Here is a 16,335-nt window from a genome sequence, read left to right as displayed (position 1 = left end):
ATGCGAATTCAGGGATGTTTCGCTCGGTTGCTGTTGCTGGTCTTGTTCGGTGGTCTGGTTCTGGGGGCTTGCTCGATCCCGCCACCGCCGGCCAGGCAACCGTTCCGCGCCACGGATTACTTCCAGGGCAAGGCGCTGGAACTGGCCCAGGCAGTGGATAGCAAGGATGCCGCCGCCATCCGCCACCTGATCAAGGACGAGGGCGTCAACCCGGACACGATCTTCGACCAGGCCAACATGCCGATGGTCGCCTGGCCGATCATCAACCAGAACTTCGACGGCCTGCGCCTGCTGCTGGACAACGGCGCCAACCCCAATGCGCGCAAGGTCGAACCGCTGCGCAAGTATGGCAAGCAGCGCAACAACGCCATGGTCTTCGCTGCAGGCCTGCCCGACCAGCGCTATCTCAAGCTGCTGCTTGATCGTGGCGGCGATCCGAACACGATGAGCTCCAACAACGAGCAGCTCACCTACGTCGCCACGCTGCATCACGTCTGGCCCAATGTGCAGCTGTTGATCGAGCGCGGCGCCAACATCAACCAGCCGCTGTACAGCCTCGACGACTACGACGCTCCGTTGAGCTGGTACACGCAGTACGGCGACTTCGAGCAGGCCTATTGGTTGCTGCAACATGGCGCCGATCCCACCCGGCAGATGAAAGCCGATCCCGGCACGCCCAACTACGGCCGCATGCCGATGGTCGAGGACATCTACTACGCGGACGTCATCAAGCCTGACGTCATCGAATGGCAGCGCAAGTGTCAGCACTGGTTGCGCGATCACGGCATCCCACGCACGAACGAGATGGGTCGCTGGGCGCGATATCGGCAGGGGCTTGGCCATCCATACAAGCCCGAAGACATCCCGCTGCTGTAACCCCAGGGAAGCGACACGACATGGAACGTTGGCATCGACATCTGCGTGCGGCAACCCTGATCGGATGGCTGGCTCTCGGCAGCCTCGTCCTGGTGGCCTGCTCGATCCCGCCACCGCCGGCCAGGCAACCGTTTCGCGCCACCGACCATTTCCAGGGCAAGGCGCTGGAGCTGGCGCAGGCAGTGGATCGCAAGGATGCCGCCGCCATCCGCCACCTGATCAAGGACGAGGGCGTCAACCCGGACACGATCTTCGACCAGGCCAACATGCCGATGGTCGCCTGGCCGATCATCAACCAGAACTTCGACGGCCTGCGCCTGCTGCTGGACAACGGCGCCAACCCCAATGCGCGCAAGATGATGCCGCTGCGCGAGCGCGGCAAGGCGGGCGAGGACAATGCCCTGGTCTTCGCCGCCGGCCTGCCCGATCAGCGCTATCTCAAACTGCTGCTCGACCGTGGCGGCGATCCGAACACGATGAGCTCCAACGACGAGCAACTCACCTACGTCGCCACGCTGCATCACGTCTGGCCCAACGTGCAGCTGCTGATCGAGCGCGGCGCCAACATCGACCAGCCGCTTTACTCCACCGATGGCGCAGACACCGTGCTCAGCTGGTACACCGAGTTTGGTGACTTCGAGCAGGCCTATTGGTTGCTGCAACATGGCGCCGATCCCACCCGCAGAATGAGAGCCGATCCCGGCACGCCCAACTACGGCCGCATGCCGATGGTCGAGGACATCTACTACGCGGACGTCATCAAGCCTGACGTCATCGAATGGCAGCGCAAGTGTCAGCACTGGTTGCGCACCCATGGCATTCCCCGCACGAACGAAATGGGGCGTTGGGCAAGGTATCGCGAGGGGCTGGGCGATCCGTACAAACCGGAAGACATCCCGCTGCTGTAACCCCAAGGAAGCGACACGACATGGAACGTCGGCATCGACATCTGCGCGCGGCGGCTGTGGCCTGGCTGCTCATCCTCGGCGGCCTGGTGGCCTGCTCGATCCCGCCACCACCGGCCAGGCAACCGTTCCGCGCCACCGACCACTTCCAGGGCCAGGCACTGGAACTGGCGCAAGCAGTGGATCGCAAGGATGCCGCCGCCATCCGCCACCTGATCAAGGACGAGGGCGTCAACCCGGACACGATCTTCGACCAGGCCAACATGCCGATGGTCGCCTGGCCGATCATCAACCAGAACTTCGACGGCCTGCGCCTGCTGCTGGACAACGGCGCCAACCCCAATGCGCGCAAGATGATGCCGCTGCGCGAGCGCGGCAAGGCGGGAGAAGACAACGCCCTGGTCTTCGCCGCCGGGTTGCCCGACCAGCGCTATCTCAAACTGCTGCTCGACCGTGGCGGCGATCCGAACACGATGAGCTCCAACGACGAGCAGCTCACCTACGTCGCCACGCTGCATCACGTCTGGCCCAACGTGCAGCTGTTGATCGAGCGCGGTGCCAACATCAACCAGCCGCTTTACACCACCGACGGCTACAACACCGTGCTCAACTGGTACACCAAATACGCCGATTTCGAGCAGGCCTACTGGTTGCTACAACACGGCGCCGACCCGACCCGCAAGATCAAGGCTGACCCCGGCACGCCCAATTACGGCCGCATGCCAATGGTCGAGGACATCTACTACGCGCCGGTGCGGCCCGACGGCGTGGCATGGCAGCGCAAGTGCCAGCACTGGCTGCGCGACCATGGCATCCAGCGCACGCCCGAAATGGGCGTCTGGGGCGACTACCGCAAGAAGCTTGGCGTGGCGAGCGATCCGAAGGACATTCCGCTGCTCTGATCCGCTTGACCGGCACGCATCGGAACCAGGCCGGCCGACGCGATCGCGCAAGCCTTCGCGTCGGCAGGGCTCCGTGTGACGGTCAGCGCTGCAGCAGGGCCTTCGCCCGCTGCACCACGTTTTCCACGGTAAAGCCGTATTCGCGCAGCAGCACCTCGGCCGGGGCGGAGGCACCGAAGCGGTCGATGCCGAGCATGTCGCCGTGGGCGCCGGTGTAGCGTTGCCAGCCCTGGGCCACGCCCAGTTCCACCGCCAGCCGGGCGGTGACGTCAGGCGGCAGCACTTCATCGCGGTAGGCCTGCGACTGCGCCTCGAACAGTTCCCAGCTGGGCATCGACACGCAGCGAACGGCTATACCTCGGCCTTCGAGCTGCTCGGCGGCCTGCACGATCAGGTCGACCTCCGAACCGCTGGCGATCAGGATCAACGCCGGCTTCTGGCCGTCCTTCGCATCGCGCAGCACGTAGGCACCCTGGCGCAGGCCGTCGGCGCTGGCGCAGCGGCTGCGGTCGAGCGTGGGCAGTTTCTGCCGCGACAGCGCGAACAGCACCGGCTTGCCGGTGGTGGCCAGCGCCACCTTCCACGCCACCGCGGTCTCGTTGGCATCGGCGGGGCGGATCAGCACGAGGTTGGGTATCGCGCGCAGGCTGGCCAGTTGCTCGATCGGCTGGTGGGTGGGGCCGTCTTCGCCCAGCGCGATGCTGTCGTGGGTGAACACGTGGATCGCGTGCACGCCCATCAGCGCGGCCAGCCGGATCGCCGGGCGCATGTAGTCGGAGAAGATCAGGAAGGTCGAGCCGTACGGGATGAAGCCGCCGTGCACGGCCAGGCCGTTGACGATCGCGCCCATCGCATGCTCGCGTACGCCGAAGTGCAGGTTGCGGCCGGCGTTGCTCCAGCCGGCGCTGTCCGAACCCTGCGTGTCGAGGCCCTTGGTGGCCGCGGGATTGAAGTCGCCGAAGCCCTTCAAGTTGGTGAAGGTAGAGGAGTCGAGGTCGGCCGAGCCGCCGAACAATGCCGGCAGATGCGGCGCGATCGCGTTCATCACCTTGCCGCCGGCCTCGCGCGTGGCCAGGCCCTTGGGGTCGGCGTCGAAACTCGGGGTATCGGCATCCCAGTTTTCCGGCAGTTCGCCGCGCAGGCGCCCGCGCAATTCCGCGGCCAGCTCGGGAAAGGCCTTGGCATAGCCGTCCAGACGGCTGTTCCATTCGGACTGCGCCTGCGCGCCGCGCTGGCCGGCTTCGTGGAAATGTCTGAGCGCGGGCTCGGGCACCAGGAAGTCCGGTGCCGTCGGCCAACCCAGGTTCTCCTTGGTCGCCTTGACGTCGTCCACGCCCAGCGGCGAGCCGTGTGCCTTGTAGCTGTCCTGCTTGGGCGAGCCGTAGCCGATGTGGGTGCGCACCAGGATCAGGGTCGGCCGCGCGGTGTCCGCCACCGCATCGTTCAAGGCCTGGTCGATGGCGGCGACGTCGTTGCCGTCGTCCACCTTGATGGTCTGCCAGCCGTACGCCTCGAAGCGCCTGGCGCGATCCTCGGAGAAGGTGATGTCGGTGCCGGCGGCCAGGGTGACGTAGTTGTCGTCGTACAGGCACACCAGCTTGCCGAGCTTGAGATGGCCGGCCAGCGAAGCTGCTTCGGAAGCGACGCCTTCCATCAGGTCGCCGTCGCTGACGATGGCCCAGGTGCGATGGTCGATCACGGTGTGGCCGTCCCGGTTGTAGGTGGCCGCCAGCTGCGCCTCGCCGATCGCCATGCCGACCGCATTGGCCAGGCCCTGGCCGAGCGGCCCGGTGGTGACCTCCACGCCCGGCGTGTGGCCGTACTCGGGATGGCCCGGCGCCTTGCTGCCCCACTGGCGGAACTGCTTGATGTCATCCAGCGACAGGTCGTAGCCGGTCACGTGCAGCAGGCTGTAGAGCAGGGCCGAGCCGTGGCCGGCGGAGAGCACGAAGCGGTCGCGGTCCGGCCAGTGCGGATCGGCCGGATGGAACTTCATGTGCTTCGTCCACAGCACGTAGGCCATCGGCGCGGCGTCCAGCGGCAGGCCGGGATGGCCGCTGTTGGCCTTCTGCACCATGTCCACCGACAGGAAGCGGAGCGTGTTGATGCATTGCTGGTCGAGGTCGTGGGACATGATGATTTCTCCGATGGAATGGACGCGATGCGCCGTCGGCTCCCGCCGACGGCTGGCGGGCGGTGCCCGCCCTACGCGATGGCGGTGTCGACGATCTTCTGGGCCTCGTCGAGCAGGGCTTGCAGGTGCCGCTCGTCCTTGAAACTCTCGGCGTAGATCTTGTAGATCGCCTCGGTGCCCGACGGGCGCGCGGCGAACCAGCCGCTGGCGGCCACTGCCTTGATGCCGCCGATCGCCGCGCCGTTGCCGGGCGCCTTGTCCAGCACCTGCTCGATCTTCTCGCCGGCCAATCGATCAGTGTGCAACTGGTCGGGCGAGAGCTTGGCCAGCTTCGCCTTCTGCGCCGGGGTGGCGGCGGCTTCGACGCGGTTGCTGAAGGGTCGGCCGAGTTCGTCGGTGAGCTGGCGGTACAGCTCGCCCGGGTCGCGGCCCTCGCGCGCGGTGATCTCGGCGGCGAGCAGCGAGGGCACCAGGCCGTCCTTGTCGGTGGCCCACACCGAACCGTCGCGGCGCAGCAGCGAGGCACCGGCGCTTTCCTCGCAGCCGAAGCCGAGCGAGCCGTCGAACAGGCCCTGGGAGAACCACTTGAAGCCGACCGGCACCTCGTACAACTTGCGCCCCAGCCGCTTCACCACGCGGTCGATCAGCGCGGTGCTGACCACGGTCTTGCCGACCGCCGCATCCCCGCTCCACTGCGGGCGGTGGCGGAACAGGTAGTCGACCAGCACCGACAGGTAGTGGTTCGGCTCCATCAGGCCGCCGGAGCTCGTCACCACGCCGTGGCGGTCGTGGTCGGTATCGCAGGCGAACGCAACGTCGTACTGGTCCTTCAGGCCGATCAGCCGCTGCATCGCGTACTTCGACGATGGATCCATGCGGATCTTGCCGTCCCAGTCCACGCTCATGAAGGCGAACTGCGGATCGACCGTTTCGCTGACCACGGTGAGGTCGAGCCGGTAGCGCTCGGCGATCGGTGCCCAGTAGTGCACGCCGGCGCCGCCCAGCGGATCGACGCCCATGTGCACGCCGGCGCTGCGGATGAGGTCGAAGTCGACGATGTTGGCGAGGTCGGCCACGTAGGCGTCGAGGTAGTCGTGCTCGCGCGTGCCGGCGGCCTTGCGCGCCTGCGCGAACGGCATGCGCCTGACCTCTTTCAGGCCGCCCTCGATCAGCGCATTGGCCCGGTTCTCCACCCACCGGGTGATGTCGGTGTCAGCCGGGCCGCCGTTGGTCGGGTTGTATTTGAAGCCACCGTTGTCTGGCGGGTTGTGCGAGGGCGTGATGACGATGCCGTCGGCCAGGCCGTTGCTGCGCCCGCGGTTGTACACCAGGATCGCGTGCGAGATCGCGGGCGTGGGCGTGAACTCGCCGCCGCTGGAAACCATCGTGGTGACGCCGTGCGCGGCCAGCACTTCCAGCGCGCTCTCGAACGCCGGCTGCGACAGCGCATGGGTATCGAAGCCGATGAACAGCGGGCCGTCGATGTCCTTGCCCGCACGGTACTCGCAGATCGCCTGGGTGATCGCCAGGATGTGCCACTCGTTGAAGCTGCCCTGCAGCGAGCTGCCGCGATGGCCGGACGTGCCGAACGCCACGCGCTGCGAGGGCACCGACGGGTCGGGCCGGGTATCGGCATAGGCGGCGAGCAGTTTCGGCACGTCGACCAGGATGGATTTCGGCGCCGGCTTGCCGGCGAGCGGGCTGATTGTCTGGCTCATGGATGCTCGGAGTTCGTGCGATGGGAATGCCGTGCCTGTAGGAGCGCACTTGTGCGCGATGCTCTTCGTCACGTCACGAAAGGCGTCGCGCACAAGTGCGCCCCTACAAAGGAAAGCGTCAGGTGTGACCGTCGCGCAGTTGGCGGTAGCGGCGGATCAGGGTGTTGGTGGAGCTGTCGTGGGCGAGCTTCGGCTCGTCGGCCGCGGTCAGCTCGGCGATGGTGGTCTTGGCCAGTTGCTTGCCCAGTTCCACGCCCCACTGGTCGAACGAGTCGATGTTCCAGATCACGCCCTGCACGAACACGCTGTGCTCGTAAAGCGCGATCAGGCTGCCCAGCACGCGCGGGGTCAGGCGCCGGGCGAGGATCGTGCTGCTGGGCCGGTTGCCGGGGAAGGTGCGATGCGGTGCCAGTGCCGCATCGGTGCCGGCGGCGCGCACTTCCCCGGTGGTCTTGCCGAACGCCAGCGCCTCGCCCTGGGCGATCAGGTTCGCCATCAGCAGGTCGTGCTGGTTGCCCAGCGGGTTGAGCGGCTGCGCGAAGCCGATGAAGTCGCACGGCACCAGGCGCGTGCCCTGGTGGATCAGCTGGTAGAACGAGTGCTGCCCGTTGGTGCCCGGCTCGCCCCAGTAGATCGGTCCGGTGGCGTAGTCCACGGCCGTGCCGTCGAGGGTGACGCGCTTGCCGTTGCTCTCCATGGTGAGCTGCTGCAGGTAGGCCGGGAAGCGCTTGAGGTACTGCTCGTACGGCAGCACCGCGACCGTGGCGGCATCCAGGAAGTTGTTGTTCCAGATCGCCAGCAGGCCCATCAGCACCGGCAGGTTGCGCTCGTACGGCGCGTGGCGGAAATGCTCGTCCATGGCGTGGAAGCCGGCCAGCATCTCGCGGAAATGTTCCGGCCCGACCGCCAGCATGGTGGACAGGCCGATTGCCGAATCCATCGAGTAGCGCCCGCCGACCCAGTCCCAGAAGCCGAACATCTGCGCGGTGTCGATGCCGAACTTCGCCACCTCGGCGGCGTTGGTGGACACCGCCACGAAGTGTTTCGCCACCGCCTGCTCGTTGCCCAGAGCCGTGATGCACCACTGTCGCGCCGCGTGCGCGTTGGTCAGCGTCTCCAGCGTGGTGAAGGTCTTGGAGCAGACGATGAACAATGTCTCGGCGGCGTCCAGGTCGCGCGTGGCCTCGACGAAATCGGTGCCGTCGACATTGGAGACGAAGCGGAACGTCATGTCGCGCCGGCTATAGTCGCGCAGCGCCTCGTACGCCATCACCGGGCCGAGGTCCGAGCCGCCGATGCCGATGCTGATCACGTTGCGGATCGGCTTGCCGCTGTGCCCGCGCCATTCGCCGCCGCGCACGCGGTCGGCGAAGGCCGCCATGCGATCGAGCACCGCGTGCACGTCGGCGACCACGTCGCGGCCGTCCACCTCGATGCGCTCGCCGCGCGGCGCGCGCAGTGCCACGTGCAGCACGGCGCGGTCCTCGGTGCGATTGATCCGCTCGCCGCGGAACATCGCCGCGGTACGCTCCGGCAGGTGGCAGGCCAGCGCCAGTTCGCGCAGCAGGCGCAGCGTGTCGGCGTCGACGCGCTGCTTGGAGTAGTCCAGGTACAGGTCGACGTCCGCCAGCGCGAACGTCTCGCCGCGCCGCGGATCGCCCGCGAACAGGTCGCGCAGATGTTTGCGGCCGATGACGGCGGCGTGCTGCTGCAGCGCCTGCCAGGCCGGCAGTGTGGTCGGCAGCGGCTGGTTCATGGCATCGCCGGTCCCTGGCCCTTGTCGCCCAGTGCCGCGGCCTTGTCGGCGATCCGCTGCAGCAGCTGGTTCCAAGATTTGACGAAGGCCTCGGCGCCGTCGCGCTGCAGCTTGTCCGCCAGCGCATCGACGTCCACGCCGGCCGCGCCGACCTTCTGCACCACCGCGTCGGCGTCGCCGCCGTCCAGCGGCATCACGCCGTCGAGCTGGCCGTGCTCGGCAAACGCGTGCAGGGTCTTCTCCGGCATCGTGTTGATCGTGTTGGGTGCGGCCAGCGTGCTGACGTACAGCGTGTCGGAGGCCTTCGGGTCCTTGGTGCCGGTGCTGGCCCACAGCAGGCGCTGCGGCTGCGCCCCGGCGGCGGCGAGCTTCATCCAGCGGTCGGAGGCCAGCAACCGGCGGTAGGCGCGATAGGCCTGCCGCGCCACCGCGATGCCGAGCTGGTTGTGCAGCGCCTCGGGCAGCTGCTCGTTGGCGGCCACGTCCCAGCGGCTGACGAACAGCGAGGCCACCGAGCGCACGCGCGGATCGAGTCCCGCCTCGATGCGCCGCTCGATGCCGCGCAGGTAGGCCTGCGCCGAGGCTTCGTACTGCGCGCAGGAGAACAGCAAGGTCACGTTGATCGGGATGCCGAGGAAGATCGACTCCTCGATCGCGCCCACGCCCTCGGGCGTGCCGGGGATCTTCACGAACAGGTTGTCGCGCTTGCCGGCGGCGTGGATCTGCCGCGCCGCGGCGACCGAGCCGGCGGTGTCGGCGGCCAGCAGCGGCGAGACCTCCATCGACACCCAGCCGTCCACCCCGGCGGTGCGCTGGTACACCGGCGCGAACAGGTCGGCGGCGCGGCGCAGGTCCTCCAGCGCCAGCTCGATGAACAGCTTCTCGCCGGCGAGTCCGGCCAGGGTCTTGGCGTGGATGCCGGCGTCATAGGCGTCGCCGTCGCCGATCGCCTTGTCGAAGATGCTCGGGTTGGAGGTCAGCCCGGTGATCGAATCCTCGTTGATGTAGCGCGCCAGGGTGCCGTCGTCGAGCAGGGTGCGGGTGATGTTGTCCAGCCACAGGCTCTGGCCGAGGTCGTGCAGTTGTCGGGTCGCTTTCATGCTTGCTCCGGAATCGCTTCGATGTGTCGATCGCCCTGCCGTCGCCGCGTTCACTCGGCCGCGAGCGCGATGGTGGGCGCGCTCGGCAGGAAGTCTTCAAGCTTACGCCCGCGCAACTCGCCGATGCACGCGATGGTCTGGTCCGGCGGCGGCTCGATGCGCTCGTGTTCACCTTCGGCGGCATAGTGGCCCTGGCGCACGAACACGGTGGTGATCCGCTCGCCCAGCTGCCGCTTCATGTCGGCCAGCAGCTGCGGCTTGTCCTCCACCATCACGTAGTGGGCGGCCGGGTAGCGCTGCTGCACGGCCACCAGCATGCGCTGCTTGTGGATGTAGATCAGCACCTCGCCGCGCACCGCCGCCCAGATCCCGGCACGCTGGATCTTGCGCGGCTGGAACACCACGTCGCCGTCGGAAAGGATCGCCGTGGGTGCCAGCGTGCGCAGGTGCGCGATGGTCTCCAGCGCGTGCGGGTACAGCCGTTGCTCGAACGGATACTCCAGCAGGTACTTCGACATCTGCAGCAGCGCCGGCTCGTTGTCCAGGCCGCTGCGGAAGCGCTGCAGCGTTTCGAGATAATCGGCATAGCCGCACTCGTCGCGGCGCTGCCGGTAGAGCGACCAGTAGCGATCGCGCTGGTCGTTGCCGAAGGCCGCGGCCAGGGTGTCGCCGAGGTCGGCGCCGAAGCGGTCGTTGTCGAGCAGGGTGTTGTCCACGTCGAGCAGGAACACCAGCGCCGCGGCCTCGCTCATGACGTGCGCTCCGCGTGCTCGTCGAGCACCGGGTTGTGCCAGCCGCCGTCGGCGGCGATCAGCGCGTCGGCCTCCTTCGGGCCCCAGCTGCCGGGGCGATAGGGGATCGCCGGGTGGTGGTTCGTCAGCACCGGATCGACCACTTGCCACGCCGCCTCGACCGCATCCTCGCGCGTGAACAAGGCGCCGTCGCCGGCCATCGCGTCGCCGAGCAGGCGCTCGTAGGGCAGCTCCTCGCCGGCCTGCTCGTCCATCAGGAACAGCTCGCGCTGGTCGCCGACAAACTCCTTGCCGGCACGCTTGACCCGCGCCGCCAGCGCCATCGCGGTGGTCGGCGACACGCGCAGGCGCAGGTAGTTGGCGCGGCCGGGGCGGGTCACCGCGTCGTCGAACAATTGCTGCGGCGGCGGCTTCAGCATCACCATGATCTCGGCCACCGTCTCGGGCAGGCACTTGCCCGAACGCAGGTACCAGGGCACGCCACCCCAGCGCCAGGAGTCGATGTACAGCCGCAACGCGCAGTAGGTCTCCACGTCCGAACCCTTGGCCACGCCCGGCTCCTTGCGATAGCCGCGGTACTGGCCGCGCACCAGGTCGTCGGGCGCGAGCGGACGCATCGCCTGGAACACCTTGGCCTTCTCCGCATGCACCGCCTCGAAGCCCTGGTAGGCAGGCGGCTCCATCGCCAGCAGCGCCACGATCTGCATCAGGTGATTCTGGATCACGTCGCGCAGGCAGCCGGCGCCGTCGTAGAACGCGCCGCGCCCCTTCACCCCGAACTGCTCGGCCAGCGTGATCTCCACGCTGGCGATGTGGTCGCGATTCCAGATCGGTTCGAGGAACGAGTTGGCGAAGCGGAAATACAGGATGTTCATGATCGCTTCCTTGCCCAGGAAGTGATCGATGCGGAAGATCGCCTCGTCCGGAAACACCGAGCGCAGCGTGCGGTTGAGCGCGCGCGCGGAAGCGAGATCGTGGCCGAACGGCTTCTCCACCACCACCCGCGCGTCGTCGGCGCAGCCGGCCTGCTGCAGCCCCTTGACCACCGTGCCAAACAGGCTGGGCGGGATCGCCAGGTAATGCAGTGGCCGCTTCGCCTTGCCCAGCGCCTGTTTCAGCCGGGCGAAGGTGGCCGGGTCGGCGTAGTCGCCGTCGACGTACTGCAGCCGTGCCGCAAGCTTGTCGAACACCGCCTTGTCGAACTTCTCGCCGTGCTCCTTCGCCGCCTGCCGCACGCTGTCGAGCGCACGCTGGCGCAGCTGCTTCACCGTCCAGCCGGACAGCGCCACGCCGATCACCGGCACCTCCAGATCGCCGTCGCGCGTCATCGCCAGCAGCGCCGGGAAGACCTTCTTGTAGGCCAGGTCGCCGGTGGCGCCGAAGAAAACCAATGCATCCGAGCGGGGTGTCGCCATCGTGGGAGTGTCTCCGGTGAGAGTCGGGGTCGGCGGTCGGACGGCGGTGGAACGGGTGCCGGGCGAGAGCCGCATCGCGGCGAGTGTGCCCGCGCACGGGTGAAGCTGGTGCAAAAAGCGCGTCGCGATCAGCGCTTGCGCGCCAGGCTGAGACCGTCGCCCAGCGGCAGCATCGACAAGTCGATGCGCTCGTCGTGGTGCAGCTTGTCGTTCAATGCCTGCAGCGCAAGGGTGTCGGCGTCGTGCGCGGGTTGCGCCACCGCGCCGCCCCACAGCACGTTGTCGATCGCCAGCAGGCCGCCGGGGCGCAGCAGGCGCAGGCAGCGCTCGTAGTAATCGTCGTAGCCGCTCTTGTCCGCGTCGATGAAGGCGAAGTCGTAACTCCCGGCTTCGCCGGCGGCCAGGCGCGCGTCCAGCGTCTCGCGCGCGGGCGCCAGGCGCAGCTCGATCTTGTGCGCCACGCCGGCGCGGGCCCAGAACGGCTGGCCGACCGCGGTGAACTCCGCGCTGATGTCGCAAGCCAGCAGGTGGCCGTTTTCGGGCAGCGCCAGCGCCACCGACAGCGCGCTGTAACCGGTGAACACGCCGACCTCGATGCAGCGCCGCGCACCGATCAGTTTCACCAGCAAGGCCATGAACTGCCCCTGCTCCGGCGAAATCTGCATCTGCGCGCGCGGATGTTCCTGCGTCGCCTCGCGCAGCGCCACCTGCTGCGGATGCTCGCGCAGCGAGTGGTCGAGCAGGTAGCGATACAGCGTGTCGTCCAGGTTCAGGCTGCGGCGGGACATGGCGGTGCTCGAAGCGCGAGGGGAACCCCGATTCTATGCCCGCTGGCCGAGTGCGCCACGCTCAGGGCAGGCGCTCGTCGTCGCGTCGCCCCAGCTGGCGTCGCCGCCTGGTCCACCAGCGCAGCAGGCCGTACGACAGGCGCACCTTTTCCTGGCCCACCGGCAGGTCGGCGCGGGCGAAGATCCACGACGACTTGCTGAAGGCGATCTGCTGCGCCGGATACACGCTGCGATGGCCGATGATCAGATACGCCGCGACGCAGGCGCCGGCCACGTACAGGGTCGAATCGGAGCCGAACAGTTCCACGCCCATCAGGATCGCCGCGATCGGCGCATTGGAGGCCGAGGCCACCACCGCCACCAGTCCCACTGCCGCGCCGAGCGCGGGCGCCAGCCCCAGCATCGGGGCGAACGCGCCGCCCAGCACGGCGCCGATCACGAACTGCGGCGTCACGATGCCGCCGTAGAAGCCCGAGCCCAGCGTGATCGCCACCAGCAGCGCCTTCCACAGGAAACCCAGGGTCGGCATCGACTGCCCGTCCAATGCGCGCTCCATCAGCGGCAGGCTCAGCCCGAGGTAATCCGTCGGCAGCACCAGAAGCAGCAGCGCCAGCACCACCGCGCCGGCCATCGGCAACAGCGGCGGCCACAGCGCGTAGCGCTCGCGCAGGGTGACGAACGCGCGGCGGATGGTCTGCAACAGTTCGACGAACACCCACGCCGCCGCGCCGCAGAGGATGCCGATCAGCACCGTCTTGAGGAACAGCAGCTCGGTGAAATCGCCGACGAAGGCGATGCGGTAGACCGGATACGGCACGCCGAGCGCCTTGCTGACCTCGAACGCGGTGACCCCGGCGACGATGCCGGGAAACAGGAAGTCGTGGCGGATGCGGCCGATCGCCAGCATCTCCACGCCGTAGATCGCCCCGGCGATCGGGGTGCCGAACACGCTGGCGAAACCGGCGCTCACGCCGCAGGCCAGCAGTCGCTTGCGCAGCTCCGGGTTCAGGTGCAGCACCCGGCCGATGCCGGCGGCGAGGCTGGCGCCGATGTGCGAGCACGGCCCTTCCTTGCCGGCCGAGCCGCCGCAGCCCAGCGTGATCAGCGCTGCCACCGGCTTGATCCACAAGGTGCGGAACGGCATCTTGCCGCGCTGCTCGTTGACCGCCACGATCGGCGAATCGTCGAAGTTGCTGCGCCGCAGGCGATAGCCGTAATGCAGCAGCAGGCCGTTGGCCAGGCCGCCGGCCAGCAGCAGGCCGGCCTGCGCCCACCACGAGATCGCGTAGGTGTGCCCGGAGGTGGCGAACAGCGCGCGCAGGAACAGGCTGCAGCCCACCCCGATCACCGCCCCGGTGACGATCGACAGCACCAGCCACTGCACCACCGTCGCCAGCATCACGAGCGGTTCGGCGAGGCGGAGGCGAGGCATCGGGTGGTACCGGACAGGCAGGGAGGCCGCGCATTGTAGCCCGCCGCGACACGGTGCCCCGTGCCCACCGCCCGCCGTTCCGGCGGGCGGTGACGTTCAGTGCCTCAGTGCGCGCGCTCGCGCACCGGCTTCACGTAGGTGTCGAACAGCTCGTCGATGCGGCGGTATTCGTCGTACCAGGAATCGGCGTGGACGAAGCCGTGGCGTTCCATCGGGTACAGCGACATCCAGAAGTTCTTCTTGTGCAGCTCGATGAAGCGCTGGTACAGCCGGATCGTGTCGCTGGCCATCACGTTGTTGTCGATCAGGCCGTGCTGCATCAGCAGCGGGTCGCGCAGGTTGGCGGCGTACTCGATCGGCGAGCTGGTCTTGTACGCCTCCGGGTCGAGCTGCGGGTCGTTGAGGATGTTGGAGGTGTACTCGTGGTTGTAGCTGGTCCAGTCGGTGACCGGGCGCTGCGCCGCGCCGGCGGCGAATTCGCCCGGCGCACGCAGCAGCGCCATCTCGGTCATGAAGCCGCCGTAGCTGCCGCCGTAGAGACCCACGCGCTGCGGGTCGACGCCGTGGTGCTTGACCAGCCACGCCTTGCCGTCGAGCAGGTCCTCCAGTTCCGGGTGGCCCATGTTGCGGTAGATAGCGGTGCGCCAGTCGCGGCCGTAGCCGGCCGAGCCGCGGTAGTCCATGTCCAGCACCACGTAGCCCTGCTGCACCAGCAGGTTGTTGAACATCTGCTCGCGGAAATACGGCGTGGCCTGCAGCGTCACGTCCTGCAGGTAGCCGGCGCCGTGGATGAAGATCACCGCCGGGCGCGAGGCCGGCGCGGCGACCTCGTCGGCCGGGCCGTAGTACTTGGCATACACCACCCCGGCGCCGTGCGCGGAGGGCACCTCGACGATCTTCGGCGCGATCCACGGGTGCGCCATGTAGGCGCTCTTCATGGTGTGGGTGAGTTCCTTCGCGGTGCCGCCGGCGGCGTCCACCACCGCGAGCTGGTCGAACCGGTACGGCGAGCCATGCAGCACGGCGAGCTGCCGGCCGTCGGGCGACAGCTCGAAGCCGTCGACGCCCTGGTACTGCGTCAGCCGGCTCAGCTCACCGCCGGCGGAAGGCACGCGATAGACGTCATAGCTGTACGGTGCCACCTTGTTGGCCAGCACGTAGAACCACTGGCCGTCCTCGCTCAGCTGCGGCGCGCTGACCTCGAACTTGCCGGCGCCGGTGAGCGCTCGCGCCTTGCCGTCGAGCGGCTTGGCATACAGCCGCGAATAGCCGCCCTGCTCGCTCAGGTACCACAGCGTGCGGCCGTCCTTGAGCCAGCCGAAATCGTTGAAGCTCCAGTTGATCCACGCCGGGTCGGTCAGCCGATGCTGGCTTGTCAGCACGTGCTGCGTGAAATCGACGCTGGCGATCCAGCGGTCCTTGTTGTCGATCGCGCGCAGTTGCACCGCCAGGTTCGCGCCATCCTCGCTCCACGCCAGGCCGCGCAAGTTCACCGTGACCGGCCGTACCTCGGGCGCCTTCAGCGCCTTGGCCTGGTCGGCCTTGCCGGCCTTCTCCAGCGCGGCCACCGTCTGCTTGCGCAGCGCCGCGAGCGGATCGGTCTTGATGCCGGGCAGCGCATCGGTCGTCAGCGGGTAGCTCTTGTGCTGCGCCAGGTCCAGCAGCAGCAGCGACTGCGGTGCCGGGTCGGCGCGGCCGACGTAGGTGCGCGCGTCTTCCGCCTCGGTGTAGCCGCTGTCGGTGACGTAATGGTTGACCACCGGCGCCTTGCCGTCCTTGTACTGCCTTGGCTCGGTCACCAGCAGCAGCCAGCGGCCGTTCGGCGACAGCGTGCTGTTGACCGCCTTGATCTTGCCGCCCAGCCAGAACGGCCGCGGCGCCCGGCCGGCATCGGCCGCCTCCAGCGCCTGCGTGTGCTCGCGCACCGCTTCCTTGTCGGCCTTGATCGCGCGCAGCGTCTTGAACAGGTCCAGCTGCAGCTGGCCGAGGTCGTCGGGCTGCTTCGCCTGCGGGTCGTCGGCGAACTTCAGCTCGGCCACCGGCGCGCTGACGCCCTTCGCCAGGTCGTAGCTGTACCAGTCGTTGCCGGCGCGGTACTGCAGCGCGCGGCCGTCGGCGGAAAACTGCGGCGCGGACTCGCGCTGCGTGGTCAGGGTGACCTGGCGGCGCTGGCCGCTGGCCAGGTCGACCAGGAAGATGTCATCGTGCAGGACAAAGGCCGCGTGCCGGTGCGCACGATCGAACACCGCCGGGCCGTCGGCGCCGGCCATCGCCGCCGGATCGAGCTTCACGCTGCTGCCGCTGGCCGGGTCGACGCGGTACAGGTCGCGCACCGAGCTGCCCTCGCGCTTCAGTTCGTAATAGAGACTGCGGCCGTCCACGCTCCAGTAGGGATTCTCCACCGGCTGTCCCATCCAATCGGCGTCGGCCATGATGGTTTCCAGGTCCAGCGGGGTGGATGCGCCGGCAGTCGGCGTGGCCGCCGCGGCGGGCAGCGCCAGCAAGGCGGCGAGGGCGGCGAACAACAGGCGAGGCATGGTGCTTCCCCAGACAAAAA

12 protein-coding genes are annotated in these 16,335 nt (G+C 68.1%); 3 read left to right on the top strand and 9 right to left on the bottom strand.

From position 1 onward, the window contains the following. The first annotated feature begins 27 nt into the window (after positions 1-27). Genes ACVCL9_RS14360 through ACVCL9_RS14350 form a run of 3 tightly spaced genes read left to right on the top strand, consistent with a single transcriptional unit; the run spans position 28 to position 2,683 of the window. Complete coding sequence (locus ACVCL9_RS14360; protein WP_447097615.1) at positions 28-876, top strand: ankyrin repeat domain-containing protein; 849 nt, start codon at positions 28-30, stop codon at positions 874-876. Positions 877-896: 20 nt separating this feature from the next. Then, a complete protein-coding gene (locus ACVCL9_RS14355; RefSeq protein WP_447097616.1) occupies positions 897-1,784 on the top strand; it encodes an ankyrin repeat domain-containing protein in 888 nt (295 codons plus the stop codon). A 20-nt stretch (positions 1,785-1,804) separates the two neighbouring features. Next, on the top strand, positions 1,805-2,683 hold the full coding sequence (locus ACVCL9_RS14350; RefSeq protein ID WP_447097617.1) for an ankyrin repeat domain-containing protein: 879 nt from the start codon (positions 1,805-1,807) through the stop codon (positions 2,681-2,683). Positions 2,684-2,765: 82 nt separating this feature from the next. Here ACVCL9_RS14350 and tkt read toward each other — a convergent pair whose 3' ends face one another. The 9 genes from tkt to ACVCL9_RS14305 all read right to left on the bottom strand — a co-directional run bounded on the left by tkt (position 2,766) and on the right by ACVCL9_RS14305 (position 16,315). Further along, the gene (gene tkt, locus ACVCL9_RS14345; protein ID WP_447097618.1) at positions 2,766-4,817 is read right to left on the bottom strand and encodes a transketolase; all 2,052 of its coding nucleotides are present in this window, start codon (positions 4,815-4,817) and stop codon (positions 2,766-2,768) included. A gap of 71 nt (positions 4,818-4,888) precedes the next feature. Beyond that, the gene (gene pgm, locus ACVCL9_RS14340; RefSeq protein ID WP_447097619.1) at positions 4,889-6,535 is read right to left on the bottom strand and encodes a phosphoglucomutase (alpha-D-glucose-1,6-bisphosphate-dependent); all 1,647 of its coding nucleotides are present in this window, start codon (positions 6,533-6,535) and stop codon (positions 4,889-4,891) included. A gap of 118 nt (positions 6,536-6,653) precedes the next feature. After that, the gene (pgi, locus tag ACVCL9_RS14335) at positions 6,654-8,291 is read right to left on the bottom strand and encodes a glucose-6-phosphate isomerase (protein WP_447097620.1); all 1,638 of its coding nucleotides are present in this window, start codon (positions 8,289-8,291) and stop codon (positions 6,654-6,656) included. Next, the gene (gene tal / locus ACVCL9_RS14330; protein WP_395120858.1) at positions 8,288-9,391 is read right to left on the bottom strand and encodes a transaldolase; all 1,104 of its coding nucleotides are present in this window, start codon (positions 9,389-9,391) and stop codon (positions 8,288-8,290) included. The genes pgi and tal overlap by 4 nt, the downstream gene beginning before the upstream one ends. Before the next feature lie 50 nt (positions 9,392-9,441). Next, on the bottom strand, positions 9,442-10,143 hold the full coding sequence (locus ACVCL9_RS14325; protein WP_395120857.1) for an HAD family hydrolase: 702 nt from the start codon (positions 10,141-10,143) through the stop codon (positions 9,442-9,444). Continuing rightward, positions 10,140-11,558, bottom strand: a complete 1,419-nt coding sequence (gene zwf / locus ACVCL9_RS14320) for a glucose-6-phosphate dehydrogenase (RefSeq protein WP_447097621.1) — start codon at positions 11,556-11,558, stop codon at positions 10,140-10,142. Before zwf ends, ACVCL9_RS14325 begins: the two co-directional genes overlap by 4 nt. A gap of 128 nt (positions 11,559-11,686) precedes the next feature. After that, on the bottom strand, positions 11,687-12,346 hold the full coding sequence (locus ACVCL9_RS14315) for a class I SAM-dependent methyltransferase (protein ID WP_395120855.1): 660 nt from the start codon (positions 12,344-12,346) through the stop codon (positions 11,687-11,689). Between the two features lie 61 nt (positions 12,347-12,407). Then, on the bottom strand, positions 12,408-13,778 hold the full coding sequence (locus ACVCL9_RS14310) for a chloride channel protein (RefSeq protein WP_395120854.1): 1,371 nt from the start codon (positions 13,776-13,778) through the stop codon (positions 12,408-12,410). A 104-nt stretch (positions 13,779-13,882) separates the two neighbouring features. Then, on the bottom strand, positions 13,883-16,315 hold the full coding sequence (locus ACVCL9_RS14305; RefSeq protein WP_447097622.1) for a prolyl oligopeptidase family serine peptidase: 2,433 nt from the start codon (positions 16,313-16,315) through the stop codon (positions 13,883-13,885). Positions 16,316-16,335: the final 20 nt, after the last annotated feature.

The organism is Rhodanobacter sp. UC4438_H5 (assembly GCF_052978405.1).
Note: the sequence above shows the minus strand (reverse complement) of the source record. Positions and strands in the feature narration are given on the sequence as shown.